Origin of the sequence: Mesorhizobium sp. BR-1-1-10 (assembly GCF_020165595.1) — a bacterium.
In the GTDB taxonomy this organism is placed as follows: domain Bacteria; phylum Pseudomonadota; class Alphaproteobacteria; order Rhizobiales; family Rhizobiaceae; genus Mesorhizobium; species Mesorhizobium australicum.
On sequence record NZ_JAIUIL010000005.1, the window covers coordinates 25,458 to 51,625 of the forward strand.

A 26,168-nucleotide genomic window follows, 5' to 3' on the forward strand; every position below is an offset into this window, starting at 1 on the left:
CTTGGCCGCGCGCCGCAAAGCGACGACGCAGATATCGCGACTGGCGCACCGCGCCAGCGGCACGGCTGCGGCCAACCGCATGGTGCCGGAAGAGACGCCGGTGGCGTTCTCCTTCGCCGGCACCACGCATGCGGTGATGATGGCGAGCCCCGCCGATTTCGAGGACTTCGCGCTCGGCTTCTCGCTCACCGAAGGCATCATCGCTGCGCCTGATGAGATCGAAGCCATCGAGGTCGAGGATCATGGCGCCGGCATCGACATCCAGATCCGGCTGAAGGACCAGGCCAATACGCGCTTCGAGGCGCGGCGGCGGCGGCTTGCCGGACCGGTGGGCTGCGGGCTGTGCGGCATCGAATCGATCGAGGAAGCGATGCGCTCGGTCGATCCGGTGGGTGCGTCGAAACTTACGCTTGAGGCCGACGATATCACCCGCTCGGTCAAGCTGCTGTCGAAGGTACAGCCGCTGCATACCGAGACAGGCGCCGTGCATGCAGCCGGCTTCTACGTCCCTGGCAAGGGCGTCGTCATGGCGCGCGAGGATGTCGGCCGCCACAATGCGCTGGACAAGCTAGCCGGCGCGCTGGCCAAGGCCAATATCGATGGCGCATCGGGCGCCGTCGTGGTGACCAGCCGTGTTTCGGTCGAAATGGTGCAGAAGACGGCGGCGATCGGTTCAGCCTTCATCATCGCCGTCTCGGCGCCGACGGCCCTTGCCATCCGCACCGCGGAAGAGGCCGGCATGACGCTGGTGGCGCTGGTGCGTGGCGACGATTTCGATGTTTTTACCCACCCCGACCGGGTGATTTCGGGAGTTGCCCAGCATGTCGCATGACGAAGAGCACATCATGAGCACGGGGGAAAAGCTGGTGCGCATGGCCAACCAGATCGCCGCCTTTTTCCACTCCAGGCCACGCGAGGAAGGCGTTGCCGGCGTCGCCGAGCATATCAACAAGTTCTGGGAGCCGAGAATGCGGCGCCAGTTCTTCGAGATGCTGGACAGCGGCGGTGAAGGCTTCGACGAACTGGTCGTGGTCGCTTCGGCCAGGATCAAACGGCCGATCACGCCGGCGGAGGCCGATCTCAAGCTCGGCCTCGCGGCCTCGCCTGGCGACGTCGCCGCGTCGCAAAAGTAACCGCGTCGGCCGCCGGCTACATTCATTTCCGCTAAAATATAAGCTGCCGCAACCGGCGCGGCTCTGCTATGGTTGGCGATCAGAAATCGTCAGGCCGGGCGGACACCCTCGTGAGGCCGATCGAGACCCGATACGCCCTTAGCGGCGAGGTGCGGATCGCCTATCAGGTGGTCGGCCAGGGGTCGTTCGACCTCGTCTTCGTCCCCGGCTTCATCTCCAACCTCGACCTGCACTGGGAAGACGAGGGCTATACCAGGCTCCTGAGGCGGCTTTCGGCCTTCTCGCGGCTGATCCTGTTCGACAAGCGCGGCACGGGTCTTTCCGACCGCGTCGATGTCCATCACCTGCCCAGCCTCGAGACCCGCATGGATGATGTGCGCGCGGTGATGGATGCGGTCGGCAGCGGCCGCTCGGCGATCCTTGGGGCATCGGAAGGCGCGCCGCTGGCGATGCTGTTCGCCGCCACCTATCCGGAGCGGACGCGGGCCCTGGCGCTCTATGGCGGCTATGCGCATTTCCACAAATGGGTGATGCCGCCGGAGCGTCTGGAAGCCTTCATCGCGACGGCCGAGACGGCCTGGGGCACAGGCGCCACCTTGCCCAATTTCGCACCGGGCAGGGTCGACGATACCCGCTTTTCAACCTGGTGGGCGCGCTTCGAGCGGCTGTCGGCAAGCCCTACCGCGGCGGCGACGCTGGCGCGGATGAACGCGGGGATCGATGTGCGCGGCATCCTGGCGGCAATCGGCGCGCCGACGCTGCTGATCCATCGCCGCAACGATGTGCGGGTCGACCTCGACGCCAGCCGCTTTCTGGCCAGGAAGATCCCCAACGCGCGGCTGGTCGAAATCCCTGGACGCGACCACCCGATCTGGACCGGTGATGTCGACCGGGTCGCCGACCTGATCGAGGAGTTCCTGACCGGCGAGCGCGCCGTGGTGGAAGCCGAACGCGTTCTGGCTGCGCTTCTCGTGACTCGGATCTACGACACGGCCCGCCTCGGAGACCGGATGTGGAGCGAACGCAGCCAGCATTTCCATGAGACATGGCGGACCCTTGTGACGCGCCATGGCGGGCGCTGCGCGGACATGCACTCCGAGATGATGATTTCGCGCTTCGACGGCCCTGGGCGTGCCTTGCGTTGCGCGGCGGCGTTGCGGGACGCGGCGCAGCAAATCGGGGTGGCAAGCGCGCAAGGGGCGCATGTCGGCGAGATCGAGTCGCGTGGCCCTCCTGCAGGATTGACGGGCCGCGTGACGATGCAACTCGCCGCTCACGCCGGGCGCGGCGAGATATTGGCGTCGAGGCTGGTCGCCGATCTGGCCGTCGGCTCGGGTCTTCATTTCGTCGATCGCGGGCGTGTGGGCATCGACGAGCTGGACGAGCCGCTGGCGTTTGTGCTTGCGATGTCCGAACAGCACCTGGAGCCGGCCTGCCGGCCCAAGACCAAAGCGGCCGAACCGGCTTGCCTGACCGCGCGCGAGAGCGAAGTCGTGAATTTGATCGCCGACGGCAAGAGCAATGCGGCGATCGCCGCCGAACTCAGGCTGAGCGAGCACACGGTCAAGCGCCACGTCGCCAACATACTGCTGAAGCTCGACCTGCCGTCGCGAGCGGCCGCGGCGGCATTTTCCGCCAGGCAGACTGGCCCGGACGGGCCATGAGAGCCATGGCGCTTTCGGGCGAAGCAGGCACACTGCCATAGGCGCTATCAATCCCCCATGCAGGCCAAGGCGGATATCGCCGGAAAGGCGCTGCGAACGGAGGATGAAATGCCCAAGTCAAAACTGAATGTCAGGTCACTCGTGATCGCGGCGGGCATTGGCGCGCTGTTCACGATCACCCCGGCGAAAGCCGAGGATGCGTCGGCGGCGGCAGCCTACAAGGACATCGAGGCGACGCTCGGCTCGGTGCCGGATATGTTCAAGACACTGCCTGACGTCGCCATCGCCGGCGCCTGGGCCGAGATCAAGGGCGTCCAGCTCAATCCCAAGACCGCGCTCGACGGCAAGACCAAGGAGCTGATGGGGCTGGCGGTCGCGTCGCAGATCCCGTGCCAGTATTGCATCTATTTCCACACCGAGGCGGCCAAGCTCAACGGCGCATCGGACGAAGAGATCAAGGAGACGATCGCGATGGCCGCGATCGTGCGCCACTGGTCGACGATCCTCAACGGCAGCCAGGTCGATCTGGCCACCTTCAAGAAGCAGACCGACGGCGTGTTTGCGGCAGTTAAGGCCAAGTCACAGTGAAAGACACCGCCCGTCGGCGAGCGCCGGGCGACACCTCAAACGCCAAACGCCCGATCTTGAAGACGGGCATAGGGAGGATAAAATGCTGACCAAGACCCAAGCCGTGGATGGCGCGGCGATCAAGAAAGCGATCGAAGGCCGTGACGGCAAGATGCTGTCGAGCTTCTATGCCGATGATGCGCTGGTGCGGGTGATCGACCGCAACAATCCGCCGAGCAAGCCGCGCGAAATCCGCGGGCGCGCGGCGATCACGACGTTCTGGGACGACATCTGCAGCCGAGCGATGACCCACAAGGTCGACACCACCATCGCCCACGGCGACAGCCTGGCATTCACCCAGGCATGCGCCTACCCGGACGGCACCAAGGTGTTCTGCGCGGCAATGCTGGAGCTGAAGAACGGCCTGATCGCGCGCCAAACCGTCGTGCAGGCCTGGGACGAGTAGATCAACCCGCGGCCTGAGCCGCAAGTGATGGAGGAGAACCAACATGTTCAGCGCCAGATGGCAGATCGATGCCAAGTTCGGGCACAAGCAGACGGTGCTCGAGCTGATGCGGAAATGGGAACGCGAGATCGGCTCGCAGGTCGGCCTCACCGAGCTCAAATTCCAGATCATGACCGGATCGATCGGCGCCCGTGAAGCGACGGTCGAGTCGCATCACCAGGTCGAAAGCCTGGCCCAGTTGGAGGCGATGTTCGCCAAGATCGGCAAGATCGACGCGCACGCCAAATGGGGCAAGGAGATGGAGCCCTATGTCGTGTCGGGCACCAGCCTGTGGAACATCTATCGCATCGTGGAGTAGCGGCTGGAGTTCTTCTCCCGTTCACGGGAGGAGATGCCGCAGGCAGATGAGGGGCAGCGCCGGCATCGTAGAAGCTTGCGCTGCCCCTCATCCGGCGCCCGGCCCTTCGCTATGGCTCCGGGCGTTCGTCGCTTCGATCGACAAATCGTTGTCGATTGATCGCCAGCGGCGACCGCTCCTCACCCATGCGCAACCATCACATGGCGCACGGCGGTATAATCCTCCAGCGCATAGAGCGACATGTCCTTGCCGTAGCCGGATTGTTTCAGGCCGCCATGCGGCATCTCGTTGGTCAGCATGAAATGGGTGTTGATCCAGGTGCAGCCATATTGCAGCCGCGCGGCGGTCGCCATGGCGCGCGAGACGTCCTTGGTCCACACGGATGACGCCAGGCCGTAATCGCTGTCGTTGGCCCAGTTCACCGCTTCGTCCACTTCCGTGAAACGGGTTATCGAGACAACGGGGCCGAACACTTCGCGGCGCACGATCTCATCCTCCTGCAGCGCGCCGGCGACGACGGTCGGCTGGTAGTAGAAGCCGGTGCCCTCGCCCGGCTTGCCGCCGGTGGTGATCTCGATGTGCTTCAGCTCCGAAGCACGTTCCACGAAGCTCGAGACGCGGTCGCGCTGGCGCCGCGAGATCAGCGGCCCGATTTCGTTCTCGGCGTCGTCTGATAGATTGTATTTGATGGTCGAGACGGCGGTGGAGAGATCGGCGACAAGCTTGTCGTAGATCTTCTTGCCGGCATAGATGCGGCAGGCGGCGGTGCAGTCCTGGCCGGCATTGTAGTAGCCGAAGGCGCGCAGGCCTTTGACGACGGCGCCAAGGTCGGCGTCGTCGAAAACGATGACCGGCGCTTTGCCGCCGAGTTCCAGATGCGTGCGCTTGACCGATTTGGCGGCGGCCTGCAGCACCTTCTTGCCTGTGGCGACGTCGCCGGTGATCGAGATCATGTTGACCTTGGGGTGGTTGATCAGCGTGTTGCCGACGCTGTCGCCGCGGCCAAGCACGACATTGACGACGCCCTCGGGCAGGACATCGGCCAGGATCGTCGCCAGCTTCAGCGCCGTCAACGGCGTCTGCTCCGACGGCTTGAAAACCACCGTGTTGCCGCCGGCGATTGCCGGCGCCAGCTTCCAGGCCATCATCATCAGCGGATAGTTCCAGGGCGCGATCGAGGCGACGATGCCGATCGGGTCGCGCCGGACCATCGAAGTGTGGCCGGGCAGGTATTCGCCCGCGACCACACCTGGCATAGAGCGCACCGCCCCGGCGAAGAAGCGGTAGCAGTCGACGATGGCCGGGATTTCGTCATTGAGCACCGCATTGATCGGCTTGCCGCAATTCAACGCCTCCAGCGTCGCGAACTCCTGCGCCTCGGTCTCGATGCGGTCGGCGATCTTCAGGAGGTAGCCGGAGCGCTGTGCCGGCGTGGTGCGCGACCACAAGGCGAACGCCTTTTCGGCGGCGCTCACCGCCGCCTCGATCTGTGCCTGGCTGGCCTCGGGCAGATTGAGGATGGTCGCCCCGGTCTTCGGATTGAGGATCGGCTCCTCGGTCTCGGTGCCCTTCTCGAATTTCGAGCCGATCAGCATCTGGGTGTCCATTGGTGTCTCCTTGGGCAGAAGCGAATGGGGTAATTAGTGAGTAGTGAGTAGTTAAAGAGCGGACCAAATCTACTCACTACTCACTACTCACTACTCACTACTTTCATTTGCCCGAACCGGCGATCTGGTCGCCGTCGCGGGTCAAGTAATAGGCAACCAGGATCGGCAGCAGCGTCACCAGCACAACCACCATGGCCACGACATTGGTGACCGGGCGCTGGCGCGGGCGGATCAGTTCCTCCAGCATCCAGATCGGCACGGTCTGCTGCTGGCCGGCGGTGAAGGTGGTGACGATGACCTCATCGAACGAGAGGGCGAAGGCCAGCATGCCGCCTGCGAGCAGTGCGGTGGCGATGTTGGGCAGCACGACATGGCGAAAGGTCTGGAAGCCATCGGCGCCGAGATCCATCGAGGCCTCGATCATCGAACCGGAGGTGCGGCGGAAACGGGCGACCGCGTTGTTGTAGACGACGACCACGCAGAAAGTGGCGTGGCCGAGCACGATCGTCCAGAACGAGAACGGGATTTCGGCCAGCGAAAAGGCCGAGCGCAGCGCGATGCCGGTGATGATCCCGGGCAGCGCGATGGGCAGGATGACCAGCAGCGAGATGGTCTCGCGGCCGAAGAATTTCGTCCGTGACACCGCGGCGGCGCAGAGCGTGCCGAGCAGCAGCGCGATCGCGGTCGAGATGGCGGCGACGCGCACCGACAGCGACAGCGCTTCCCAGACATCGGGCCGGTTCCAGGTGACGGCGAACCATTGCGTGGTCAGCCCGGGCGGCGGCCAGACGAAGCTCTTCTCTTCCGTCGTGAAAGCATAGACGAAGATCAGCAGGATCGGCAGATGCAGGAACAGCAACCCGCAGGCGGCGGCGATCTTCAGGCCGAGGGGAGCGGATTGACCACGGTCAGAGCGCATCGAAAGCCCCCATTCGCTTGGCGCCCCAGAGATAGAAGCCCATGATGACGATGGGCACCACGGTGAAGGCGGCGGCGAGCGGTATGTTGCCGGCGGTGCCTTGCTGCGAGTAGACGGCCTGGCCGATGAAGAGGCGCGAGGTGCCGATGATCTGCGGGATGATGTAGTCGCCCAATGTCAGCGAAAAGGTGAAGATCGAACCGGCGACGATGCCGGGCAGCGCCAGCGGGAATAAGACGTTGCGGAATGTCTGCCCCGGCGAAGCACCGAGATCGGACGAGGCCTCGACCAGATTGCCAGGCACCCGCTCCAGGGCTGCCTGAACGGGGAGGATCATGAACGGCAGCCAGACATACACGAACACGATGAAAGTGCCGGTGAACGACACCGACAGCGAATTGCCGCCGACCACCGGCAGCGACAGCCAGGCGTCGAGCAGCCACAACAGGTTGAGCTTGGCGAGCAGCCAGGTGAGGATGCCTTCCTTGGCCAGGATCAGCTTCCAGGCATAGATCTTGACCAGGTAGCTCGACCACAGCGGCAGCATGACCCCGAGATAGAACAGCGCCTTCCAGCGGCCGCGCGCATAGCGCGCCGCATAGTAGGCGATCGGGAAAGCGATTATGGCGGAGGCAAGCGTGACCAGTGCGGCCATCGTCACCGTACGCAGGATGATGTCGAGATTGGCGGCCTGGAGCAGGTCGCCATAGGTCTTCAGCGTGAATTGGCGATTGATCAGGCCCGAGAACTCGTCGATCGAGAAAAAACTCTGGGCCAGCAGCGCGAACAACGAGCCGATATAGACGATGCCGAGCCACAGCACTGGCGGCAGCAGCATCAGCAGCAGCAGGACTTTTGGCCGGCGCCAGAAGAGGTCGGAGAGCGCACCGCGCATGCCGCCGCTGCCGGGCAGGATGGCGGGCGCCGTGGCACGCGGCATGGTAGCGTCGAGGCTCATACCGGCTCGTCCATCAGGTGCAGATGCTCGCGGTTGAAGGTGAGCATGACCGCCTCACCTTCCGCCGGCAGGGGCGTTCCCGCAGGCACCACGGCGTGCAGTTTCAACCCGTCGGCATCGAGCGCCAGCCTTGTCGTGGCGCCGAGATAGTTGGTCGAGACGAGGCGCGCGGCGACGCCTTCGCCGCTCGCCGCGCGGCCGACACGAATGGATTCAGGGCGCAGGCTGCCCCAGCGGTGCTGGCCGGAATAACGCTGGACGAAATCCGGCGGCAGCACGTTGGAGGAGCCGACGAAATCGGCGACGAAACGCGTGCTCGGCCGCTGATAAATATCCTCGGGCGTGCCGATCTGCATGATCCTGCCATCGTTGAAGACGGCGACGCGATCGGCCATCGACAGCGCCTCGCCCTGATCGTGAGTGACGAAGACGAAGGTGATGCCGAGCGCCTTCTGCAGCGATTTCAGCTCTTCCTGCATGTTTTCGCGCAGCTTGAGGTCGAGCGCGCCGAGCGGCTCGTCGAGCAGCAGCACCTTGGGCTGGTTGACCAGGGCACGGGCGAGCGCGACACGCTGGCGCTGGCCCCCGGAAAGCTGGCCGGGCCGGCGCGCGCCATAGCCAGGCAGCCGCACCAGCGAGAGCGCTTCTTCCGCCGCCTTGTGCCGCTCCGCCTTGCCGACACGCTTGACCATCAGCCCGTAGGCGACGTTGTCGAGCACGTTGAGATGCGGGAACAGCGCGTAGTCCTGGAACACGGTATTGACGTTGCGGCGGTAGGGCGGCACGCCCTCGGCCCGCTCGCCGAAGATCGAGATCGAACCCGCCGTCGGCTGCTCGAAGCCGGCGATGAGACGCAGGCACGTGGTCTTGCCCGAACCGGACGGCCCGAGCATGGCGAAGAATTCGCCGGGCGCGATGTCGAGATCGACAGCGTCGACAGCGCGAACGCTGCCGAAATGGCGCGAGGCTTTTTGAAAGGAAACGGCTGATGTCATGGGGTGTCCTGATCTTTCAGGCTCATCAAATTTTCAGGCGATCGCGCCGCCCCTCGTTCGCCTGCCGGCACCTTCTCCCCGTATAGTGACGAGGAGAAGGAAGCTGGTCGCGATATTGGCGCTTATTCTGCAACGTTGGTAGTTGGCGAAACCATTGATAACAGCGTCTTTCTCCCCGCCTCTATACGGGGAGAAATGTCCGGCAGGACAATGAGGGGCAGCGCCAAGCTCTCAGCAAAGCGCGATTACCGTCCGCCGATGACGCCGATATAGTCCGATACCCAGCGATAATAGGGCACGCACTGGTCGTTCTGGGTGGCGCATTTGGAAACCGGCGTCTTCCAGAACTTGATCTTGTCGAAATTGTCGTAGCCGTTGGTCTTGCAGCCTTCCTCGCCGAGCAGCTCGTTGCCCTTGCAGGCGGCCGGCACGACCGGCAGCGAGCCGAACCAGGCGGAGACATCGCCCTGCACCTTCGGCGCCAGCGAATGCTCGAGCCACATATAGGCGCAGTTCGGGTGTGCCGCGTCGGCCTCCATCATGGTGGTGTCGGCCCAGCCGGTGACACCTTCTTCCGGCACGGTCGAGGCGACCGGCTTCTTGGCGGCGACCAGCGTGTTGACCTGGTACGGCCACGAGCCTGATGCAACGACGCCTTCGTTCTGGAAATCGTCGACCTGGATGGCGGCGTCGTGCCAGTAGCGGCCAACCAGCGTGCGCTGGACGCGCAGCAATTCGAGCGCCGCCTTGTACTGGTCCTCGTTCAATTCGTAGGGATCCTTGATGCCGAGTTCCGGCTTGTGGAACATCAAATAATTGGCGGCATCCGCTATATGGATCGGTCCGTCATAGGCCTGGACGCGGCCTTTGTTGGACTTGCCATCCGGCAGCTTCATCTCCTCGAAGACGACGTTCCAGCTCTTCGGTGCTTCCTTGAAGACTTCGGTGTTGTACATCAGGATGTTGGGACCCCACTGATAGGGGACGCCGTAATGCACCTTGTCGACGGTGAACCAGGGCGCGTCCTTCAGCCGGTCGTCCACCGTCTTCCAACTCGGGATGAGATCGGTGTTGATCGGCTGCACGCGCTTGCCGGCGACGAGCCGCAGCGAGGCATCGCCCGAAGCTGTGACGAGGTCGAAGCCGCCCTCGTTCATCAGCGAGACCATTTCATCCGAGGTGTTGGCGGTCTTGACGTTGACCTTGCAACCGCTCTCCTTCTCGAAGGCGCTCACCCAGTCATAGCCCTTGTCGGTCTCGCCGCGCTCGATGTAGCCCGGCCAGGCGACGATGTTGACCTGACCTTCGCCCTTGCCGAGTTCCTTCACCTGGGCGATGGCCTGACCGGAGAAGGTCAGCGCGACCGTCAAGGCAGTGCACGACTTCAGGAATGAATGCATATCGATCTCCCATTTTGGCACGTGATCCTGAAACCGCTCCGGTTGTCGCCAGATCACGCGCGGACTGAAAAACTTGTCAGCTCGTCCGTTGGACTTGACGCCACTCTGATGGCAGCTTTGGTCCTTCCAACGGAAGGTGCTTTGAAAATCCCGGTTTCGCAAATTCATTTATCAGAAGGCCGATATCGGTTTTTCCGATATACTCCCTCAGGCCAGCGCCGTCACCAGCCAGCAGGCGGCGTTGAAACGAGCCTGACCATCCTTTACGAAAGGGGCGAAGGCAGCAGGCAACACCGTGATAATTTTTTCGGCCGTCGCCTGGTCGGCCTCGCGCAGCGCGGCGGCGAGCGGCCCTAGCCGGGTGGCATACATCATCAGATCCCCTTCGGCGATCTTACATGGTAAGTTCGCCTGTCTGACGTCGATTGACGACCAGCCGCTCGCTTCAAGTATCCGCTTCACCTTGGCGCCGTCGGCAAAGGCAAACTGCCCCGGCGCATCGGGGTCTGGCGCGGGTGCGGTCGGCAGGAAAGGCGCAGCCGCTCGCGCGGCGGTCGTCATGAAATCATTCTCCGCCGGACTGCGCCAGGCAACAAAGGCGAGTTTGCCACCGCGCCTCGCTGCCTGTCTTATGTTGGAGAGCGCGGCCACGGGATCATCGAAGAACATGATACCAAAGCGCGAGACAACAGCGTCGAAGCGACCTGATTCGAACGCATACGTCTGGGCATCGCCCACTTCAAAACTTGCGTTTGCCACCTCTTCCGCCTGCGTGCGTTCTGTCGCCAGAGCGACAAGCGGCTGCGAAATGTCCAGCCCAACACAACGTCCGTTGTTGCCGACGCGGCGCGCCATCGCCAGAGTTGTCGCGCCGGCGCCGCAGCCGATGTCCAGGACGTTGCCCCCTTCCCGGGGATAGCCGGCATCGACTACCAGCCGCTCGAACGGCGCCAGAATCTCGTCAAGGATCGGCTGCATTTCGACCCAGGCCTTTCCGCTGGCGTCGTTCCAGAGCGCGGCTTGCCGTGTGTTTGGCTGTGCGGATCGCGACATAACGGACCTCACTTTTCTGTTGCTCTCACCAATCGTCGCCATCACTTTACGAGTTCAAGCCGACTTGAGGTCAAGCATGAAAGATATGGACATTGCCGAAGTGTCGCGCCGCACCGGCGTACCCGCATCGACACTTCGTTACTACGAGGAGAAGGGCCTAATTGCTTCGATCGGCCGTCGCGGCCTGCGCCGCTTGTTCGATCCGGCTGTCCTGGAACGGCTCGCCTTGATTGGGCTTGGACGCGCGGGCGGATTCGCACTGGACGAGATTTCCGCGATGCTGACGCCCGACGGCCTGCCGAAAATGGATCGGGCGCGCCTGGATGCGAAGGCCAACGAACTGGACCACACCATCCAGCGCCTGACCGCGATCCGGGAGGCTCTGCGTCACGCCGCCCGATGCCCCGCCGCTCGGCCGATGGAGTGTCCGACGTTTCGCCGCGCCGTCAGGCTTGCCGGCGCCGGCCGCTTCGAGGTTGCTCCGCTCGGGCCTTTCAAAGCGGAGCCGGTTCCCGCCACAAAGCGCAAGCGCAAGACTGGCGGCGTCGCCGGGAGCAGACCACACTAGCGGCGCACCGTCCGCTGCGACTGGGCAAGACCCACAAAATCGCGCGCCGCGGCGGCCAAGCCAGATCCCCGCCGCCAGACCATGCCAACCTGCACCACCGGCAAGGAACCGGAAATGTCGCGCGATTCGATGCGGTCGCCCTCCAGCGACCAGGGTCGGTAGACGAGGTCAGGCAGCAGCGCCACGCCGGCCCCGGTGGCGACGAGGCTGCGAACGGCCTCCACGGAACGGGTGCGGAAGGCGACATGCGGCCTGGCGCCGATCGCCGTCAGCAGCTTGCCGGTGTTTTCCTCGATCTCGTCAACGGTCAGCATGATCAGCGGTTCGGAGGCGATATCGCCGATGCCGATAATGTCGGCGCCAGCCAGGGGATGGCCGAGCGGCAGCCACAGCCGGTAAGCCGAGACTTCGAGGATTTCCGATTGCAGTGCGGTGCGGTCGCGCAAATTGGAGGTGACCATGACGGCAATGTCCAGCTTGCCGCCGATCAGGAGATGTTCGAGGTAGTCGCCATTGTCCTCGATGGCCGAGACCTCGACGCCGGGATAGGCGCGGCGGTAGCGTGAAAGCAGGTCCGACAGCACATAGCCGGCGACCAGTGAGGTGACGCCCAGTTGCAGCCGCCCGCCCGCCACGGCCTGCTCGCCGGAAAAAGAACGGCGGGCGTCGGACACATCGGCGAGAATCTTTGTCGCGTGGCGCAGGAACTGGTGACCCTTGTGGGTGATGTTGAGGCCGCGCGGATGGCGCTCGAACAGTTCGACGCCAAGATCGCTTTCAAGTTCCTTGATCGCCTCGGTGACCGACGACTGCGAGATGGAGAGGTTTTGCGCCGCGCGCGATACCGTGCCTTGCTCGGCGACGGCGATGAAGAACTGCAACTGCCGGATGGTGAAGGCCATGGCCGGACTAAACACCGCCGCAACCGCGAAGAAAAGCCGATGGCGACGCTTATCCCATGGCTGGATGTCCCATGGCTGAATGTCTGGCCGTGGCTCAGCCGAGCATCGGCCGGATGCGCCGCCAGCATGCCGGGCCGTAGCGCAAGGCAAGCATGAATGCCGTTTCCAGCGCCAGGACAATAGCGATGATGCGAAAGCCGACGGCGAGCGGGCTCTGGCCGCTGCCATGCAGCGCATAGCCTGTAAGCAGAAATCCGGCATTCCAGAGCGTGGCTCCGGCTACCGTCGCGACCACGAAAGGTAAGGCTGGCAGGCAGAGCGCGCCGGCCGCGATCGGCAAATAGTTGCGCACCGTCGGAATGAACTGCGCCAGCAGGGAAACCCTGACATGGTTGCGGCGATAGGCTTGGCCAAGCTTGCGGTAGGTCTCGGGGCGCAAGAAGACATATCTGCCGAACCGCTCGACCAGCCTGTCGGCGCGATCGATTCCGATCCGGCGGCCGACAGTGTACCAGACGAGACAGCCTGTCGTTGAGGCCAGCGTGGTCACGCCAAGCAGAATTGCCAGCGTCCCATCGTCAGGCGCCGCCGTCATGCCGAGGAACAGCAGCAGCACATGCGAGGGCGGGATCGGCAGAATCTTCTCGGTAAAGGCGAGGCAGAAGACGCCGAACAGGCCGAAGCCGAGAATGGCCGACAATGGTCCCGTCATGCGAAGCGCCAGTCGTAGGTTCCTGACGTCTTGAGCCTGGCGATGCGATAGACCGTCGCCGGCGGGAAGTTGCGAAAGGTGTGGCCAACCCGCGTAACCCCGAGATCGAGCCTGTCGAGCAGCGACTGGTCGAATGGGCAGCGCCGTCCGAGCGTGAACTGGTAGAGCGCTCCGCCGGGGCGAAGGTTGGCGAAAACACCTTCGAGAATGGCAAATGTCCTGCGCGGCGAAATCAGCCGGAAAGGCAAGCCGCTGACGGCGGCGCCAATCGCAGGCCGGTGGAAGAGCGAGAGATGGCGCAGACCGACGGCGTCCATTTCGAAAATCCGGGCAGCAGGAAAACGACGCATGAGCAGTGCGGCGAAATCCGGATCGGATTCGATCAGCGTCAAATCTTCCTCCTTCACCCCGCGCGACAGCAGCGCCCTCGTGAACGGCCCGGTTCCCGGACCGAGTTCCAGCACGGGGCCAGTCTCGGGTCCAATGTCACGGGTCATCAATGCCGCCAGGCTGGAGCTGGACGGCGTGACGGAGCCGACCCTGAACGGCGCGACGGTCCACGCCATGAGAAAAGACAGAGCATCATTTGCGGGCATGGTAACCTCGATCCCGGACAACATCACGCCAACCAGTTTGGTGTGCCCACGTGGTTTCGTTTCAGCGCCATTTGGTTTCGAGCGTCAGGCCCGACCTGTTGCATATTCGGGCCTGACGCCGTCACGTCGGCGCGAGCGATTCGTGCCGACCCGGCGTTGTTTGCCGCGATTGGGTTGCATAGACATTGCGCAATTTCGCTGAGGCAAGAAAGTGCCTGTCGACCGCAGTCCTTCGGCTTTGCCATGTTCACGCAATGTTGGCGCGGTAGCGCCCGACGCGGTGTTCTGAGGGATTGTCGATGCGTATCTTGCTGGTCGAAGACGAACCCGAGATGGTCTCGGCCCTGCGGGCCGCGCTGAAGCGCCACGACATGGTGGTCGATCACGCCGGCACATTGCTGGAGGCGGAGGGGTTCGTTGCCGTCGACAGCTATGACGCCATCCTGCTCGACCGCCAGTTGCCGGATGGCGACGGGCTGTCGCTGGTGCCGAGACTGCGTTCGGCCAGGAACACCACGCCCGTGCTGGTGCTGACGGCGAGAGGCGACACGTCGGACAAGGTCAATGGGCTGGACATGGGCGCGGACGATTATCTGGCAAAGCCATTCGCGTTCGAGGAACTGCTTGCCCGGTTGCGCGCGCTGCTCAGGCGCCCGGCGCCGCTGCAGTCGCAGTTCATCCGGGCCGGCGATCTGGTGCTCGACGTCGGACATCGCGAAGCGTCGATCCGTGCCGAACCGCTCAGCCTGCCGCGCCGCGAACTCCTTGTGCTGGAGGCTCTGATGCGCCGCACCGGCCGCATGGTGCAGCGCGAGGCGCTGATGGAGGCGGTGTTCGGTCTCGACGACGAGATCCAGTCCAACGCGCTCGACACGCATGTCTCGCGCCTGCGCCGCAAGCTCGCCGATGCCAATGCCGGGGTGACGATCAACGGCATTCGCGGCGTCGGCTATCTCCTGCGCGAGACGACATGAGCGCCAAGCGATGAGCCTCAAGCGCCCGCATTCGCTGAAATGGAGCTTGGTGCTGCGCATCGCCTTGCTGCAATGCGCCATGCTGACCCTGATCATCGTCGGCATTCTCGGCGCCATGCTGGCCACCGGCCTTATCCCGCACGATTACGAGGACGGCACGATGGACGTGCTGGCGGATGCGGTGACACGCGATGCCGGCGGCAAGTTGGTTCTGCGCGAGACCTCGGACCTGACGAAGCTGCGGTCGGGTGTTCCCGACCTCTGGTTCATCATTCGAGACAAGCAGGGGCAAAGGCTGCAGGAGGGGACCGTGCCGCCCATCTTCCAGCCTTTCAGCGGACTGCTGGACACGATCAGCGACGCCCGTATCGGCCATGCAATCGGACAAGCCGCGCCGCCGGAGGGAAAGATCCGCTGGACCGACACGATGGCCGGCAACGTCCAGATTTTCAGCGGCACCAAGGGCGGGCTTTCGCTGCTGCGTCTGCTCGGCCAGGCGCCGCAATTCTTCCTGCAGGGCATATTGCCGCTCGCCGGGCTGATGGCGCTGGCCACGCTGTTCGCGACGCCATGGGTGGTGCGTGGCGCTCTGTCGGGCCTTGGCCATGCGGCGGCCGAGGCTGAGCGCATCGACATCGACCAGCGCGGCGTGCAGCTGCCGCTCAAGGACGTGCCGGCGGAAGTGACGCCGCTGGTCAAGGCCGTGAATGCCGCCCTTGCGCGCCTGGACAAGGGCTATGAGCGCCACAAGCGCTTCCTCACCGACGCCGCCCATGAGCTCAGGACACCGGTCGCCATCCTCAACACGCGCCTCGCCTCGCTGCCGGCGACACCGGAGCGGGCACGGCTGCTGCAGGACGCGGCCAGGCTTTCGACGCTGACCGACCAGTTGCTCGACCTGCAGCGCCTCGACCGGCAGACGTCGCCGTTCGAAGCGGTCGATCTCGTGGCGACCGCGCGCGGCGTTATCGTGGACCTCGCGCCGATGGCGTTTTCTGCCGGTTACGAAATGTCGTTCGAGCCGGAACGGGACACGATGTTCGCCACCGGAGACCGCACCGCCATCGAGCGCGCGGTGACCAACATCGTCCAGAACGCCATCGAGCATGGCGGCCGCGCTGGCAAGATCACCGTCGGCGTCACAACGCCCGCCATCATCGAGGTCCGGGACGAAGGCGACGGCGTCCCGCCGGGCGAGCGGGAGCGCATCTTCGAGCCCTTCTATCGGCTGCGCCCGCAGGATCATGGCGCCGGCCTCGGCCTCAATCTCGTGCAGGAAATCATGTATCTCCATGGCGGCCGCATCGATATCCTCGATGGCAAGCCCAGCGGCGCCTGCTTCAGGATGAGTTTTCGCGCTTTACCCGTTTAGCCTTGCCGCCAACCTCGCAAGGCCGCTGGTGCGTTTGACATTGCGGTAAATCGTAACTAACTAAGTTACATGAAGCGCAATAGCCGACTGTCCTCCACTCTGCACATCCTCGTTCACATGGCCGAGAAGCCCGAGCAGGCTCTGACCTCCGAGCAGCTTGCCACCTTCATCCATACCAATCCGGTGGTGGTGCGCCGGACCATCGCAGGCTTGCGCGACGCCGGCATCGTCACCTCGTCACGCGGACATGGCGGCGGCTGGCTGCTCGGGCGCGCGCCCGAGAACATTTCACTGGCCGAGATCAGCCTTGCCCTGGGCGAGACGCTGCTGCCGTTCAGCACCGAGCCGGAAAGCCCGGGCTGTCTCGTCGAGCAAGCGGTGATCGCCGTGCTCGACGATTTTCGCATCGCGGCCGAGAAGCTGCTGGCGGAGAAGCTCAGCCGCATCACGCTGGCCGACCTGACAGCCGATTTTCACCGTCGTTTCGACCTCGTTGGAGTTTCCAGCCATGCAGTATGATCTTGCCGTTATCGGCGGCAGCTTCGCCGGCCTGTCCGCCGCCATGCAGGCGGCGCGGGCGCGGCGCACCGTGCTGGTGATCGACGCCGGCCAGCCGCGCAACCGCTTTGCCGCGCATTCGCACGGCTTTCTCGGCCAGGACGGACGCACGCCTGGAGCGATCCTGGACGATGCAAGGCGGCAATTGCTTGCCTACCCGACGGCCAGGCTTGTGACCGCACGTGCGGACAAAGCCATTGCCAACAGCAGCAGCGATTTCGAAATCACCACCGATGGCGGCGAGACATTCGGCGCCGCACGACTGGTGCTGGCAACCGGCGTGCGCGACATCCTGCCGGAGGTTCCCGGGCTTGCCCAGCAATGGGGCAGAACCGTGCTGCATTGCCCCTATTGCCACGGCTACGAGGTTTCCACCGGGCCGCTCGGCGTGCTCGCGACCGGCCCGATGTCCATGCATCAGGCGCAACTGATTTCCGATTGGGGCGACGTCACGCTGTTCGGCAACGGACTGATCAAGCCCGATGCCGACGAGATGCATGCGCTTGAGAGCAGGAATGTAAGGTTCGAGCCCGCGACGGTCAACGAACTGAGCGATGATGGCTCCGGGGGATTGGTTGTCCATCTCGTCGATGGCCGGAAGGCTGGCGTCAAGGCGATATTCACCGCGCCACGCAACACGATGGCGAGCCCGCTGGCCGAACAGCTCGGCTGCGGCCTCAAGGACGGCCTGCTCGGCCCGATGATATCAGTCGATGACCGGCAGCAAACGACGGTTCCCGGCGTCTATGCCGCCGGTGACGCGGCACGCGCGATGCACAACATCGCCTTCGCCGTCTCGGGCGGCACCTTCGCGGGCGTGTGCGCCCACCAGTCGCTGGTCTTCGGCTAAATTCCGCCGGCGACGCTGAGGCGCGCCCCGGCCTGCGCCAGTGCCGCGGCAATGTCGTGCGGCGGCGCGCGGTCGGTCGCGAGTTCGGAAAAGCCGTCAAAGCCGCAGACCTGGACCAGGCCCTGGCGGCCGAACTTCGTGTGGTCAGTGACGACCAGCGAGCGCTGGCCCCGCGACAGCACCATGCGGGCAAATTCCGCCTCGTCCAGATCAAAGTCCATGACACCCGTCACCGCATCCACGGCGCCGGTGGAGATGATGGCGTGGCTGACCGAGAAGCGGCTGACGAACTCGATGGCCGACGTCCCGAACGCGGCGCCTGAATCGCTGCGCAGCTCGCCGCCGGCCATATAGACCTTGTTGCCGTTGATGGTGGCCAGGGTGCGGGCGATGTCGGACGAATTGGTGACGACCGTCAGGCGCCGGTGGCCGAGCAGTTCGCGCGCCAGGAACGAGGTCGTGGTGCCGGTGTCGAGCATGATCGATTCGCCGTCGCGGATGGTGGCCGCGACCGCGCGGGCAATGCTTCGCTTGGCGTCGGCATGCTCGCGCATGCGCCGTTCGAACGGCGCTTCGCCGACCATCGACGGCAGGCCGACGGCGCCATGCATCTTCAGAACCGAGCCGTCGCCGGTGAGCGGCTTGACGTCGCGGCGTACGGTCTCGAGCGAAACGCCCAACCGGTCGGCCAGGCTGGCGATAGTGACGGTTCCCTCTTCCTGCAGCAGCCGCAGGATCTCGCCATGTCGTTTCGAGTGGTTCATATGGGCATCCCGAAAATGACCGATTCTAAGGCATTCCTAGCGCTTTTAAAGAAATTGCCCATGCTTTCGGACAAAACACCCAAAAAAAGTCACATCTTTTTATTGACAGAAGAGCAACCCCGGCGTGAAATCCATCTTCAACAGGATTCGGAACTGCAGCGGGATGTAATTGGCAGAGCTGCAATTCACTGACCCCAGGCAGCCTGTAACGACTGTGGCGCAAGGAATTTTCAGATCCGCGGGGGCGGATGCCGGGCTCATAAACCTGGCCAAGGGGCTCGTCGGTGCGGTGCGGGATACCGATCCTGGCATCCCGCACCGACGAGATTGTTTGCGTTTCACCCCGCCGTCGTTGCGCCGCCCATGGCGCCATATAGAAGCCCAGCAAACCAGGCCTGCGAACCAGGGATGATCCCGTGATTGCCGAAGACCGCATCCACGCCCTGCCGTGCTGGACGGGCGCCATCGAGATCGCGCCGCTGCCCGGCGGCCTAAGCAACGCCAATTATGTGGTCACCGATGCGGCCGGCAAACATGTGGTGCGTTTCGGCCAGGATTATCCGTTCCACCATGTCTTCCGCGAACGGGAGGTGATGACCGCGCGGGCGGCTCACGCGGCGGGCTTCGCACCGGCGGTCCGTTATGCCGAACCGGGGATCATGGTGACGGCGTTTCTTGGCGCCAGAACCTATCTGGCCGAGGACGTGCGCGCCAATCTCCGCCGCGTCGCGACGCTGATGCGCGGCTTTCACCGCGAGATGCCCAACCATATCTCCGGCGCCGGCTTCATGTTCTGGGTGTTCCACGTCATCCGCGACTATGCGCGCACGCTCGACGAGGGCAACAGCCGCAAGCGCGGTGACCTGCCGCGCTTTCTGGCGTTGGCCGACGAACTGGAGCGCGCCCAGAAATTGCTGCCGATCGTCTTTGGCCACAATGATCTTTTGCCGGCCAACATTCTGGACGACGGCGGCAGGCTTTGGCTGATCGATTTCGAATATGCCGGCTTCAATACGGCGATGTTCGACCTTGCCGGCGTCGCCTCGAACGCGGGCATGAGCGACGAGGAATCCTTCACCTTCCTGACCGCCTATTTCATGAAGGAACCGGACGAGGCGATCCGCCGCTCGCACGCCGCCATGCAATGTGCCTCGCTGCTGCGCGAGGCGATGTGGAGCATGGTGTCGGAGCTCTATCTCGACGCCCCCGGGATCGATTACGTCGCCTACACCGAGGAAAACCTGGCGCGGCTCGACGCGGCGCTGGAAAACTACCGGATAAAATACGGGATCCTGAAATCATGACCTTGCCTAGCCAGGCCGAGATCGTCGTCATCGGCGGCGGCATCATCGGCTGTTCGACGGCCTATCATCTGGCGCGTGACCACAAGGCCGACGTGGTGCTGCTCGAACAGGGCAAGCTGACCTCGGGCTCGACCTGGCATGCAGCCGGCCTGGTCGGCCAGCTGCGCTCGTCGGCCTCGATCACGCGGGTACTGAAATACTCGGTCGACCTCTACAAGGAGCTGGAAGCCGAAACCGGTCTTGCCACCGGCTGGAAGATGACGGGGTGCCTCAGGCTCGCCACCAATGCCGACCGCTGGACCGAATACAAACGGCTGGCGACCACGGCGAAAAGCTTCGGCATGGACATGCAGCTGCTGTCTCCGGCGGAGGTCAAGGCGATGTGGCCCTTGATGGAGACCGGCGATCTCGTCGGCGCCTCCTGGCTGCCGACCGACGGCCAGGCGAGCCCTTCCGACATCACGCAGTCGCTGGCCAAGGGCGCGCGCATGCACGGCGCCAATCTCTACGAGGACGTGCGCGTCACGGGTTTCGAGATGAAGGGCGACCGCATCACGGCGGTGAAGACCAATCAAGGCGACATCGCTTGCGACAAGGTCGTGAACTGCGCCGGGCAATGGGCGCGGCAGGTCGGCGCGATGGCCGGCATCAACGTGCCGCTGCAGCCGGTCAAGCACCAGTATATCATCACCGAGAAAATCGCGGGGCTGGGAACCGACGCGCCGACGCTGCGCGACCCCGATCGGCGCACCTATTTCAAGGAGGAGGTCGGCGGGCTGGTGATGGGCGGCTATGAGCCGAACCCGCAAGCCTGGACGACCAATCTTCCCGGGGGCGACGTGCCCAATGATTGGGAGTTCCGGCTGTTCGACGACGACTACGATCATTTCGAGCAGCACATGGCGCAGGCGATCGCGCGGGTGCCGGCGCTGGAGACGGTCGGTGTCAAGCAGATGATCAACGGATCGGAAAGCTTCACGCCGGACGGCAATTTCATCCTCGGTGTGGCGCCCGAATGCGCCAATATGTTCGTCGGCGCCGGCTTCAACGCCTTCGGCATCGCCTCGGGTGGCGGCGCCGGCTGGGTGCTGGCGCAATGGGTGGTCGACGGCGAGGCGCCGCTCGACCTTTGGGTGGTCGACATCAGGCGTTTTTCCAACTTGCACCGCGACCGGCAATGGGTGAGCGAACGTACGCTGGAAGCTTATGGCAAGCATTACGCGATCGGCTTCCCGCATGAGGAATACACCAGCGGACGGCCGCGCATCGTCTCCCCGCTCTACGACAGACTGAAAGACCATCGCGCCGTGTTCGGCTCCAAGCTCGGCTGGGAACGGCCGAACTGGTTCGCGCCGGAGGGCGTTGAGCCGAAGGACATCTATTCGATGGGCCGGCAGAACTGGTTCGCCGCCGTCGGCGACGAACATCGGCACGTGCGCGAGCATGTCGGTATCTTCGACCAGTCGTCCTTCGCCAAGTACGAGCTGAGCGGGCCCGACGCGGCGGGGGCCTTGGACTGGATCTGCGCCAACGATGTCAGCAAGCCGGTCGGCCGGCTGACCTACACGCAACTCCTCAACTCGCGCGGCGGCATCGAGGCCGACCTGACCGTGTCGCGGCTGGCCGAGGAAAAATTCTACATCGTCACCGGCACCGGGTTCCGCACTCATGATGCCTCGTGGATCAGCGACCATATTGGCCACGGCCTCGATGCCCAGCTCGCCGATGTCACCGAGGATTTCGGCACGCTGTCGCTGATGGGACCGCGCGCCCGCGACGTGCTTTCAGCGGTCACTGATGCGGATGTGTCGAATGCCGGCTTCCCGTTCGGCCATGTGCGCGAGATCACGATAGCCGGTCACACAGTCCGGGCGCTGCGCGTCACCTATGTCGGCGAACTGGGCTGGGAACTGCATGTGCCGATCGCCGCTACCGGCGAAGTCTTCGACGCGCTGATGGCGGCCGGCGGGAAGCACGAGATCCGGCCGGTCGGCTACCGCGCGCTGGAATCGCTGCGGCTGGAAAAGGGCTATCGCGCCTGGGGCTCCGACATCACGCCCAACGACACACCGCTGGAAGCTGGGCTCGGCTGGGCGGTCAAGCTGCGCAAGAACACCGACTTCGTCGGACGGCGCGCACTCGAGAAGATTGGCGGCGCGTCCCTGAAGAAGCGCTTTGCCGGCTTCACGGTCGACGATCCGGAGATCGTGCTCGTCGGACGCGAGACCATCCTGCGCGATAGCCAGCCGGTCGGCTATCTCACCAGCGGCGGCTATGGCTACACGGTGGGAAAGAACATCGGCTACGGTTATGTGCGCAACGCTGACGGAGTAAGCGATGATTTTCTCGCCTCGGGCAGCTATGAACTTGTGGTGGCGATGGAGCGGACGCCGGCTCAAATCCATCTTGAGCCGCTATACGACCCGGCAATGGAGCGCGTGAAGGCTTAACTCACGCGCAAAGCGAGGCCACGGCTGGGGACGGTATCGGCCTCGCCTGGCATTGAGACATATGGTCGTGTTTCCTCGACCCGCGTGACCAGGCCTTGTGCCTCGAGTTCGGCGATGCGCGCGGCAAAACCGTGATCCCACAACGTGTTCTTGACCGTCAGCACGATCACCCCACCCGGCCGGCAGATGCGGATCAGTTCGTCCAGTCCCTCGGCGCCGACATGGCCGGAGGTAAAGACGCCGGCCGAGATGATGCCGGCATAGGTGCTGTCGGCAAATGGCAAGGCGCCGCCGAGCGCCAGACAATGCAGCGCCGAATAGACGCCCTTGCGCGCGGCTTGATCCAGCATGCCTTGCGAGATATCCAGCGCCTCGACCTGGGGATAGCCGCCAATATCGAGCCACTCGCCGATCAGCCCGGTACCGGCCCCGGCGTCGAGCAGCGGGGCTGACCCGCGCGGCAGATGGCGGGCGAGCAAAGCAAGGCAGATGGTCGGGTGGCGGTAGCCGGCTGCCGACATGTCGGCGTCGTAGGTTTGCGACCAGCGGTCGTACAGTGCGGCCACCTCTTCCGGGCGCTTGGCCGCGTAGACCTCGCCGAGCGCGCCTTGATGTTTGCTGTCCGCCACTGTCCACCATCCCTCGTCTCGCCGCGATGATAGCCAAACGGCGAAAATTGTGGAACCGTGCAGCCGAGAAATAACGCGTGGGGACGCAGGCATGGGGACAGACGAGGCGCGGGCAAAACTTGCCGTCATTCCGGTACTGGCCGGCTATACTGGCCCGCTGGAACGGCTCGGCGGCTTGACCAACCTCGTCTTCAAGGCCGGCGATTACTGCCTGCGTATTCCAGGCAAAGGCACCGAGGAATACATCAACCGCGCCAACGAGGCGATTGCCGCGCGTGAGGCGGCAATCGCGGGGGTAAGTCCTGAAGTGCTGCATGCCGACGCCGCCAGCGGCCTGATGGTGACGCGCTACATTGCCGGTGCGGAGACGATGTCGCCGGAGAAGTTCAAGGAGCGGCAGGGCAGCCCGGCCCGAGCGGCCGAGGCCTTCCGCAAGCTGCACGCGTCCGGCGCGGTGTTCCCCTTCCGCTTCGAACTGTTTTCGATGATCGACGACTATCTCAAGGTGCTGTCGACCAGGGATGTCGCCCTGCCCGCCGGCTATCATGACGTGGTGCGCGAGGCCGGCAGCGTACGCTCGGCCTTGGCCGTCCGCCCCTTGCCTCTCGTCGCCTGCCATTGCGACCCGCTGTGCGAGAATTTCCTCGACACGGGCGAGCGGATGTGGATCGTCGACTGGGAATATTCGGGGATGAACGACCCGCTCTGGGACCTCGGCGACCTCAGCGTGGAAGGCAAGTTCGACGCCGCCCAGGACGAGGAGCTGATGCGCGCCTATTTCGGCGGCGAGGCGAGGCCGGCGGAGCGCGGCCGCATCGTCATCTACAAGGCGATGTGCGACCTGTTGTGGACGCTGTGGGGGCTGATTCAGCTTGCCAACGAAAATCCCGTCGACGATTTCCGCGCCTATGCCGACGGCCGCTTCGCCCGCTGCAAGGCGCTGATGGAGACAGAGGAATTTTCGCGGCACCTGGCGGCGGTACGCAAGGGCTAGGCACCAGAAATCTGGCCCCTAGTTCACACCTTTCGGCACGTTCTCCGGCGGCACCGTGGTGTCTACCACCTTCTGGCGGTGGAAGATGAACAGGCCGGCCAGGACGATGATGCCCGAGCCGATCAGGATGCGCGGACCGGGAACGTCGCCGAAGAACACCAGCCCGAACACCACCGCCCACAAGAGCAGCGTGTAGTGCAGCGGCGCCAGCGTCGAGGCCGGCGCCAGTTTCAGCGCCCTGGTGATCATCAGATGCGCCCCGCAGGAAACGATGCCGAGCAGCAGCATGGCGCCGAAATCAAGCGCAGACGGCGTCTTCCAGGCCCCGATGGTGAGGGCGCCGCCGACCGCCAGCGTGCCGATCGTCTGCCATGTCACCAGATTGGTGTCGCTGGTGCCGCGCAGGCGCCGGTTGAGGATGATGGCGAAGGCGAAGGCAAGGCTGCCGACAAGTGCGAAACTCGATGACAGCGAAAACGCGGCAGAGGACGGTTTCAGCATGATCACCACACCGCAGAAGCCGAGCAGGATCGCCACCCAGCGGCGCCAGCCGACCTTTTCGCCAAGCAGGAAATGTGACAGCGCCGCCACATAGATCGGCCCGGCCATGTAGAAGCTCATCACATCGGCAAGCGGCAGGTAGACGACGGCGGCGTAGAACAAGGCGGTGTCCAGTGTCGTCGCCACCACGCGCAGGATCTGCAACCCTGGCCGCTCCAGCTGGAACAGTCTGCCGGCGCCCTGGTTGGCAATCATCGGACCCAGCACGAAGAAAGCGCCGATCGAGCGGATCAGCACCACCTGGCCGACGGAGAAACTGGCGACCAGCCACTTGCCCATCGCATCGTTGAGCGCAAACAGGAAGTCGCCAGCCAGCATCAGCAGGATGCCGGCCAGGAGGACATTCTTGATTGTGGAATTCCGCGCCACGGGTTGCGTCATGCCTGCCCCGATTCCTCCCTCGCCCGAGCCGCGTCGTAGACGGAAGCGCCGGCTTTGACGAGGAGAAATCGGGAAATAGGTAAGACCAGCGTCGGGAATCGGCTGTATCTAGGTGGATATATGCCTGCGATTCACCTGCGACGGCCTGCCGGAGATCGAAAGCCTGGTATCCTGCCTCGTCCGCTCCGCCACCACCTTGCCCCTGGCGATGACGCAGATGCGCTCGGCGCGCAGGCGCAGAGCCTCGATCGGATTGCCGGCATCGAGGATCACCAGGCTGGCGCGCTTGCCGACGCCGAGGCCGAGATGGTCGAGGCCCATGATCGCGGCGTTGACGTTGGTGACCATGTCGAAGCAGCGCGCCATATCGGCTGGGCTCGACATCTGGGCGACATGCAGGCCCATGAAGGCGACGTCGAGCATGTCGGCGGTGCCCAGCGAATACCAGGGATCGAGCACGCAATCCTGACCCCAGCCGACACGGATGCCCAGCGCCAGCATCTCCTTGACCCGCGTCATGCCACGCCGCTTCGGGAATGTGTCGTGGCGGCCCTGCAGCATGATGTTGATCAGCGGATTGGGGATCGCGGAAACGCCGGCTTCGGCGATCAGCGGCAGAAGCTTCGAGACGTAGTAATTGTCCATCGAATGCATCGAGGTGAGGTGCGAACCGGCCACCCTGCCCTGCAGGCCGAGGCGCTGCGCTTCATAGGCGAGCTGTTCGATGTGGCGCGACAGCGGGTCGTCGGTCTCGTCGCAATGCAGGTCGACCATGAGCCCGCGTTTTGCCGCGATCTCGCACAGTTCGGTAACCGAGCGTGTGCCGTCGGCCATGGTGCGCTCGAAATGCGGAATGCCGCCGACGATGTCGACGCCAATGTCCAGCGCGCGAATGGTGTTTTTTCGCGCGGTCGGCGAGCGATAGAAGCCGTCCTGCGGGAAGGCAACCAATTGCAGATCGATATAGGGGGCGACGATTTTCTTGACCTCCAGCAGCGCCTCGACGGCCAGCAGCCGGTCGTCGCAGACGTCGACATGGGTGCGGATGGCGAGCAGCCCCATCGACACCGCCCAGTCACAATAGGCGAGCGCCCGGTCACGCACGGCCTCGTGCGTCAGGAGCGGCTTCAGTTCGCCCCATAGCCCTATGCCTTCGAGCAGCGTGCCCGACGCGTTGATGCGCGGAAGACCGTAGGACAGCGTGGCATCCATGTGGAAATGCGGATCGACGAAGGGCGGTGACACCAGATTGCCATGGGCGTCGACCTCGGTCCGCGCGGAACCGTCGAGCTTCGGCTCGATCGCGGCGATCGTCTCGCCGCTGATGCCAATGTCGGCGATGCCGCCATCCGGAAGCGTGCCGCCGCGCACAATAAGATCGAAATCCATCTGTCATCATCCTGCTTGAAGAATCACTGCCGCATCGTGTCTCA

Annotated in this window: 27 protein-coding genes; 14 read left to right on the forward strand and 13 right to left on the reverse strand. The window is 64.2% G+C overall.

Annotation, left to right across the window (positions count from 1 at the left end):
* Position 1: 1 nt before the first annotated feature.
* The 6 genes from fdhD to LB555_RS11630 all read left to right on the forward strand — a co-directional run bounded on the left by fdhD (position 2) and on the right by LB555_RS11630 (position 4,188).
* On the forward strand, positions 2 to 832 hold the full coding sequence (fdhD, locus tag LB555_RS11605) for a formate dehydrogenase accessory sulfurtransferase FdhD (RefSeq protein ID WP_015314121.1): 831 nt from the start codon (positions 2 to 4) through the stop codon (positions 830 to 832).
* Positions 822 to 1,133: a formate dehydrogenase subunit delta gene (locus LB555_RS11610; protein ID WP_015314122.1), complete on the forward strand. Its 312-nt coding sequence runs from the start codon at positions 822 to 824 to the stop codon at positions 1,131 to 1,133. Before fdhD ends, LB555_RS11610 begins: the two co-directional genes overlap by 11 nt.
* A gap of 110 nt (positions 1,134 to 1,243) precedes the next feature.
* A complete protein-coding gene (locus LB555_RS11615) occupies positions 1,244 to 2,797 on the forward strand; it encodes an alpha/beta fold hydrolase (protein WP_041163239.1) in 1,554 nt (517 codons plus the stop codon).
* 108 nt (positions 2,798 to 2,905) lie between these two features.
* Positions 2,906 to 3,385 carry a carboxymuconolactone decarboxylase family protein gene (locus LB555_RS11620; RefSeq protein WP_015314124.1) on the forward strand — a complete coding sequence of 160 codons (480 nt, stop codon included), beginning with the start codon at positions 2,906 to 2,908 and terminating at the stop codon, positions 3,383 to 3,385.
* Between the two features lie 82 nt (positions 3,386 to 3,467).
* Positions 3,468 to 3,830 carry a nuclear transport factor 2 family protein gene (locus LB555_RS11625; protein WP_015314125.1) on the forward strand — a complete coding sequence of 121 codons (363 nt, stop codon included), beginning with the start codon at positions 3,468 to 3,470 and terminating at the stop codon, positions 3,828 to 3,830.
* Between the two features lie 43 nt (positions 3,831 to 3,873).
* A complete protein-coding gene (locus LB555_RS11630) occupies positions 3,874 to 4,188 on the forward strand; it encodes a hypothetical protein (protein WP_015314126.1) in 315 nt (104 codons plus the stop codon).
* 179 nt (positions 4,189 to 4,367) lie between these two features.
* On the opposite strand, the gene LB555_RS11635 is transcribed toward LB555_RS11630, so the two are convergent.
* From LB555_RS11635 to LB555_RS11660, 6 genes are all read right to left on the reverse strand, one after another.
* Positions 4,368 to 5,795: a gamma-aminobutyraldehyde dehydrogenase gene (locus tag LB555_RS11635; RefSeq protein WP_015314127.1), complete on the reverse strand. Its 1,428-nt coding sequence runs from the start codon at positions 5,793 to 5,795 to the stop codon at positions 4,368 to 4,370.
* 103 nt (positions 5,796 to 5,898) lie between these two features.
* Positions 5,899 to 6,714 carry an ABC transporter permease gene (locus tag LB555_RS11640; protein WP_015314128.1) on the reverse strand — a complete coding sequence of 272 codons (816 nt, stop codon included), beginning with the start codon at positions 6,712 to 6,714 and terminating at the stop codon, positions 5,899 to 5,901.
* Complete coding sequence (locus tag LB555_RS11645; RefSeq protein WP_174361977.1) at positions 6,704 to 7,654, reverse strand: ABC transporter permease; 951 nt, start codon at positions 7,652 to 7,654, stop codon at positions 6,704 to 6,706. The genes LB555_RS11640 and LB555_RS11645 overlap by 11 nt, the downstream gene beginning before the upstream one ends.
* A gap of 14 nt (positions 7,655 to 7,668) precedes the next feature.
* On the reverse strand, positions 7,669 to 8,667 hold the full coding sequence (locus LB555_RS11650) for an ABC transporter ATP-binding protein (RefSeq protein WP_015314130.1): 999 nt from the start codon (positions 8,665 to 8,667) through the stop codon (positions 7,669 to 7,671).
* A 245-nt stretch (positions 8,668 to 8,912) separates the two neighbouring features.
* Complete coding sequence (locus tag LB555_RS11655; protein ID WP_015314131.1) at positions 8,913 to 10,067, reverse strand: ABC transporter substrate-binding protein; 1,155 nt, start codon at positions 10,065 to 10,067, stop codon at positions 8,913 to 8,915.
* Positions 10,068 to 10,274: 207 nt separating this feature from the next.
* A complete protein-coding gene (locus LB555_RS11660; RefSeq protein WP_015314132.1) occupies positions 10,275 to 11,120 on the reverse strand; it encodes a class I SAM-dependent methyltransferase in 846 nt (281 codons plus the stop codon).
* A 76-nt stretch (positions 11,121 to 11,196) separates the two neighbouring features.
* On the opposite strand from LB555_RS11660, the gene LB555_RS11665 reads away from it, so the two are divergent.
* Positions 11,197 to 11,688 carry a helix-turn-helix domain-containing protein gene (locus LB555_RS11665; protein ID WP_015314133.1) on the forward strand — a complete coding sequence of 164 codons (492 nt, stop codon included), beginning with the start codon at positions 11,197 to 11,199 and terminating at the stop codon, positions 11,686 to 11,688.
* On the opposite strand, the gene LB555_RS11670 is transcribed toward LB555_RS11665, so the two are convergent.
* From LB555_RS11670 to LB555_RS11680, 3 genes are all read right to left on the reverse strand, one after another.
* The gene (locus LB555_RS11670; RefSeq protein ID WP_015314134.1) at positions 11,685 to 12,590 is read right to left on the reverse strand and encodes a LysR substrate-binding domain-containing protein; all 906 of its coding nucleotides are present in this window, start codon (positions 12,588 to 12,590) and stop codon (positions 11,685 to 11,687) included. The two genes, LB555_RS11665 and LB555_RS11670, sit on opposite strands and share 4 nt — an antisense overlap.
* 94 nt (positions 12,591 to 12,684) lie before the next feature.
* Positions 12,685 to 13,302, reverse strand: a complete 618-nt coding sequence (locus LB555_RS11675; RefSeq protein WP_015314135.1) for a DedA family protein — start codon at positions 13,300 to 13,302, stop codon at positions 12,685 to 12,687.
* A complete protein-coding gene (locus LB555_RS11680; RefSeq protein WP_015314136.1) occupies positions 13,299 to 13,898 on the reverse strand; it encodes a class I SAM-dependent methyltransferase in 600 nt (199 codons plus the stop codon). The genes LB555_RS11675 and LB555_RS11680 overlap by 4 nt, the downstream gene beginning before the upstream one ends.
* Before the next feature lie 299 nt (positions 13,899 to 14,197).
* Between LB555_RS11680 and LB555_RS11685 the strand changes: the two genes are divergently transcribed.
* The 4 genes from LB555_RS11685 (at position 14,198) to LB555_RS11700 (ending at position 17,652) form a co-directional block, all read left to right on the forward strand.
* The gene (locus LB555_RS11685) at positions 14,198 to 14,872 is read left to right on the forward strand and encodes a response regulator transcription factor (protein ID WP_015314137.1); all 675 of its coding nucleotides are present in this window, start codon (positions 14,198 to 14,200) and stop codon (positions 14,870 to 14,872) included.
* A 10-nt stretch (positions 14,873 to 14,882) separates the two neighbouring features.
* Entirely contained in the window at positions 14,883 to 16,244 is a 1,362-nt protein-coding gene (locus LB555_RS11690) for a sensor histidine kinase (RefSeq protein ID WP_224682924.1), read from the forward strand.
* A 69-nt stretch (positions 16,245 to 16,313) separates the two neighbouring features.
* Positions 16,314 to 16,763 carry an RrF2 family transcriptional regulator gene (locus LB555_RS11695; RefSeq protein WP_140660563.1) on the forward strand — a complete coding sequence of 150 codons (450 nt, stop codon included), beginning with the start codon at positions 16,314 to 16,316 and terminating at the stop codon, positions 16,761 to 16,763.
* Positions 16,753 to 17,652 carry an NAD(P)/FAD-dependent oxidoreductase gene (locus LB555_RS11700; protein ID WP_224682925.1) on the forward strand — a complete coding sequence of 300 codons (900 nt, stop codon included), beginning with the start codon at positions 16,753 to 16,755 and terminating at the stop codon, positions 17,650 to 17,652. Before LB555_RS11695 ends, LB555_RS11700 begins: the two co-directional genes overlap by 11 nt.
* Here LB555_RS11700 and LB555_RS11705 read toward each other — a convergent pair.
* A complete protein-coding gene (locus tag LB555_RS11705) occupies positions 17,649 to 18,416 on the reverse strand; it encodes a DeoR/GlpR family DNA-binding transcription regulator (RefSeq protein WP_140660561.1) in 768 nt (255 codons plus the stop codon). The two genes, LB555_RS11700 and LB555_RS11705, sit on opposite strands and share 4 nt — an antisense overlap.
* 416 nt (positions 18,417 to 18,832) lie before the next feature.
* Between LB555_RS11705 and LB555_RS11710 the strand changes: the two genes are divergently transcribed.
* Both LB555_RS11710 and LB555_RS11715 read left to right on the forward strand, forming a co-directional pair.
* Positions 18,833 to 19,720: a phosphotransferase gene (locus LB555_RS11710; RefSeq protein WP_224593362.1), complete on the forward strand. Its 888-nt coding sequence runs from the start codon at positions 18,833 to 18,835 to the stop codon at positions 19,718 to 19,720.
* On the forward strand, positions 19,717 to 22,170 hold the full coding sequence (locus LB555_RS11715) for an FAD-dependent oxidoreductase (RefSeq protein ID WP_224682926.1): 2,454 nt from the start codon (positions 19,717 to 19,719) through the stop codon (positions 22,168 to 22,170). Before LB555_RS11710 ends, LB555_RS11715 begins: the two co-directional genes overlap by 4 nt.
* On the opposite strand, the gene LB555_RS11720 is transcribed toward LB555_RS11715, so the two are convergent.
* The gene (locus LB555_RS11720) at positions 22,167 to 22,799 is read right to left on the reverse strand and encodes a class I SAM-dependent DNA methyltransferase (RefSeq protein WP_224682927.1); all 633 of its coding nucleotides are present in this window, start codon (positions 22,797 to 22,799) and stop codon (positions 22,167 to 22,169) included. The two genes, LB555_RS11715 and LB555_RS11720, sit on opposite strands and share 4 nt — an antisense overlap.
* A 91-nt stretch (positions 22,800 to 22,890) precedes the next feature.
* Between LB555_RS11720 and LB555_RS11725 the strand changes: the two genes are divergently transcribed.
* On the forward strand, positions 22,891 to 23,793 hold the full coding sequence (locus tag LB555_RS11725) for a phosphotransferase family protein (RefSeq protein WP_224584274.1): 903 nt from the start codon (positions 22,891 to 22,893) through the stop codon (positions 23,791 to 23,793).
* 18 nt (positions 23,794 to 23,811) lie between these two features.
* Here the strand turns inward: LB555_RS11725 and LB555_RS11730 are convergent, their stop codons facing one another.
* Both LB555_RS11730 and LB555_RS11735 read right to left on the reverse strand, forming a co-directional pair.
* The gene (locus LB555_RS11730; RefSeq protein ID WP_140714204.1) at positions 23,812 to 24,735 is read right to left on the reverse strand and encodes a DMT family transporter; all 924 of its coding nucleotides are present in this window, start codon (positions 24,733 to 24,735) and stop codon (positions 23,812 to 23,814) included.
* A 108-nt stretch (positions 24,736 to 24,843) separates the two neighbouring features.
* Positions 24,844 to 26,124, reverse strand: coding sequence for an amidohydrolase family protein (locus tag LB555_RS11735; protein WP_224682928.1), 1,281 nt, complete (start codon positions 26,122 to 26,124; stop codon positions 24,844 to 24,846).
* Positions 26,125 to 26,168 lie beyond the last annotated feature (44 nt).

Excerpts from the sequence above, each read along its gene's own strand:
- LB555_RS11705 (WP_140660561.1), bottom strand. The coding sequence starts at position 18,416 with ATGAACCACTCGAAACGACATGGCGAGATCCTGCGGCTGCTGCAGGAA.
- LB555_RS11660 (WP_015314132.1), bottom strand. The coding sequence starts at position 11,120 with ATGTCGCGATCCGCACAGCCAAACACACGGCAAGCCGCGCTCTGGAAC.
- LB555_RS11670 (WP_015314134.1), bottom strand. The coding sequence starts at position 12,590 with ATGGCCTTCACCATCCGGCAGTTGCAGTTCTTCATCGCCGTCGCCGAG.
- LB555_RS11610 (WP_015314122.1), top strand. The coding sequence starts at position 822 with ATGTCGCATGACGAAGAGCACATCATGAGCACGGGGGAAAAGCTGGTG.
- LB555_RS11625 (WP_015314125.1), top strand. The coding sequence starts at position 3,468 with ATGCTGACCAAGACCCAAGCCGTGGATGGCGCGGCGATCAAGAAAGCG.
- LB555_RS11630 (WP_015314126.1), top strand. The coding sequence starts at position 3,874 with ATGTTCAGCGCCAGATGGCAGATCGATGCCAAGTTCGGGCACAAGCAG.
- LB555_RS11650 (WP_015314130.1), bottom strand. The coding sequence starts at position 8,667 with ATGACATCAGCCGTTTCCTTTCAAAAAGCCTCGCGCCATTTCGGCAGC.
- LB555_RS11640 (WP_015314128.1), bottom strand. The coding sequence starts at position 6,714 with ATGCGCTCTGACCGTGGTCAATCCGCTCCCCTCGGCCTGAAGATCGCC.
- LB555_RS11690 (WP_224682924.1), top strand. The coding sequence starts at position 14,883 with ATGAGCCTCAAGCGCCCGCATTCGCTGAAATGGAGCTTGGTGCTGCGC.
- LB555_RS11695 (WP_140660563.1), top strand. The coding sequence starts at position 16,314 with ATGAAGCGCAATAGCCGACTGTCCTCCACTCTGCACATCCTCGTTCAC.
- LB555_RS11735 (WP_224682928.1), bottom strand. The coding sequence starts at position 26,124 with ATGGATTTCGATCTTATTGTGCGCGGCGGCACGCTTCCGGATGGCGGC.
- LB555_RS11620 (WP_015314124.1), top strand. The coding sequence starts at position 2,906 with ATGCCCAAGTCAAAACTGAATGTCAGGTCACTCGTGATCGCGGCGGGC.
- LB555_RS11635 (WP_015314127.1), bottom strand. The coding sequence starts at position 5,795 with ATGGACACCCAGATGCTGATCGGCTCGAAATTCGAGAAGGGCACCGAG.
- LB555_RS11725 (WP_224584274.1), top strand. The coding sequence starts at position 22,891 with ATGGGGACAGACGAGGCGCGGGCAAAACTTGCCGTCATTCCGGTACTG.
- LB555_RS11700 (WP_224682925.1), top strand. The coding sequence starts at position 16,753 with ATGCAGTATGATCTTGCCGTTATCGGCGGCAGCTTCGCCGGCCTGTCC.
- LB555_RS11730 (WP_140714204.1), bottom strand. The coding sequence starts at position 24,735 with ATGACGCAACCCGTGGCGCGGAATTCCACAATCAAGAATGTCCTCCTG.
- LB555_RS11680 (WP_015314136.1), bottom strand. The coding sequence starts at position 13,898 with ATGCCCGCAAATGATGCTCTGTCTTTTCTCATGGCGTGGACCGTCGCG.
- LB555_RS11685 (WP_015314137.1), top strand. The coding sequence starts at position 14,198 with ATGCGTATCTTGCTGGTCGAAGACGAACCCGAGATGGTCTCGGCCCTG.
- LB555_RS11645 (WP_174361977.1), bottom strand. The coding sequence starts at position 7,654 with ATGCCGCGTGCCACGGCGCCCGCCATCCTGCCCGGCAGCGGCGGCATG.
- LB555_RS11715 (WP_224682926.1), top strand. The coding sequence starts at position 19,717 with ATGACCTTGCCTAGCCAGGCCGAGATCGTCGTCATCGGCGGCGGCATC.
- LB555_RS11675 (WP_015314135.1), bottom strand. The coding sequence starts at position 13,302 with ATGACGGGACCATTGTCGGCCATTCTCGGCTTCGGCCTGTTCGGCGTC.
- LB555_RS11655 (WP_015314131.1), bottom strand. The coding sequence starts at position 10,067 with ATGCATTCATTCCTGAAGTCGTGCACTGCCTTGACGGTCGCGCTGACC.
- LB555_RS11665 (WP_015314133.1), top strand. The coding sequence starts at position 11,197 with ATGAAAGATATGGACATTGCCGAAGTGTCGCGCCGCACCGGCGTACCC.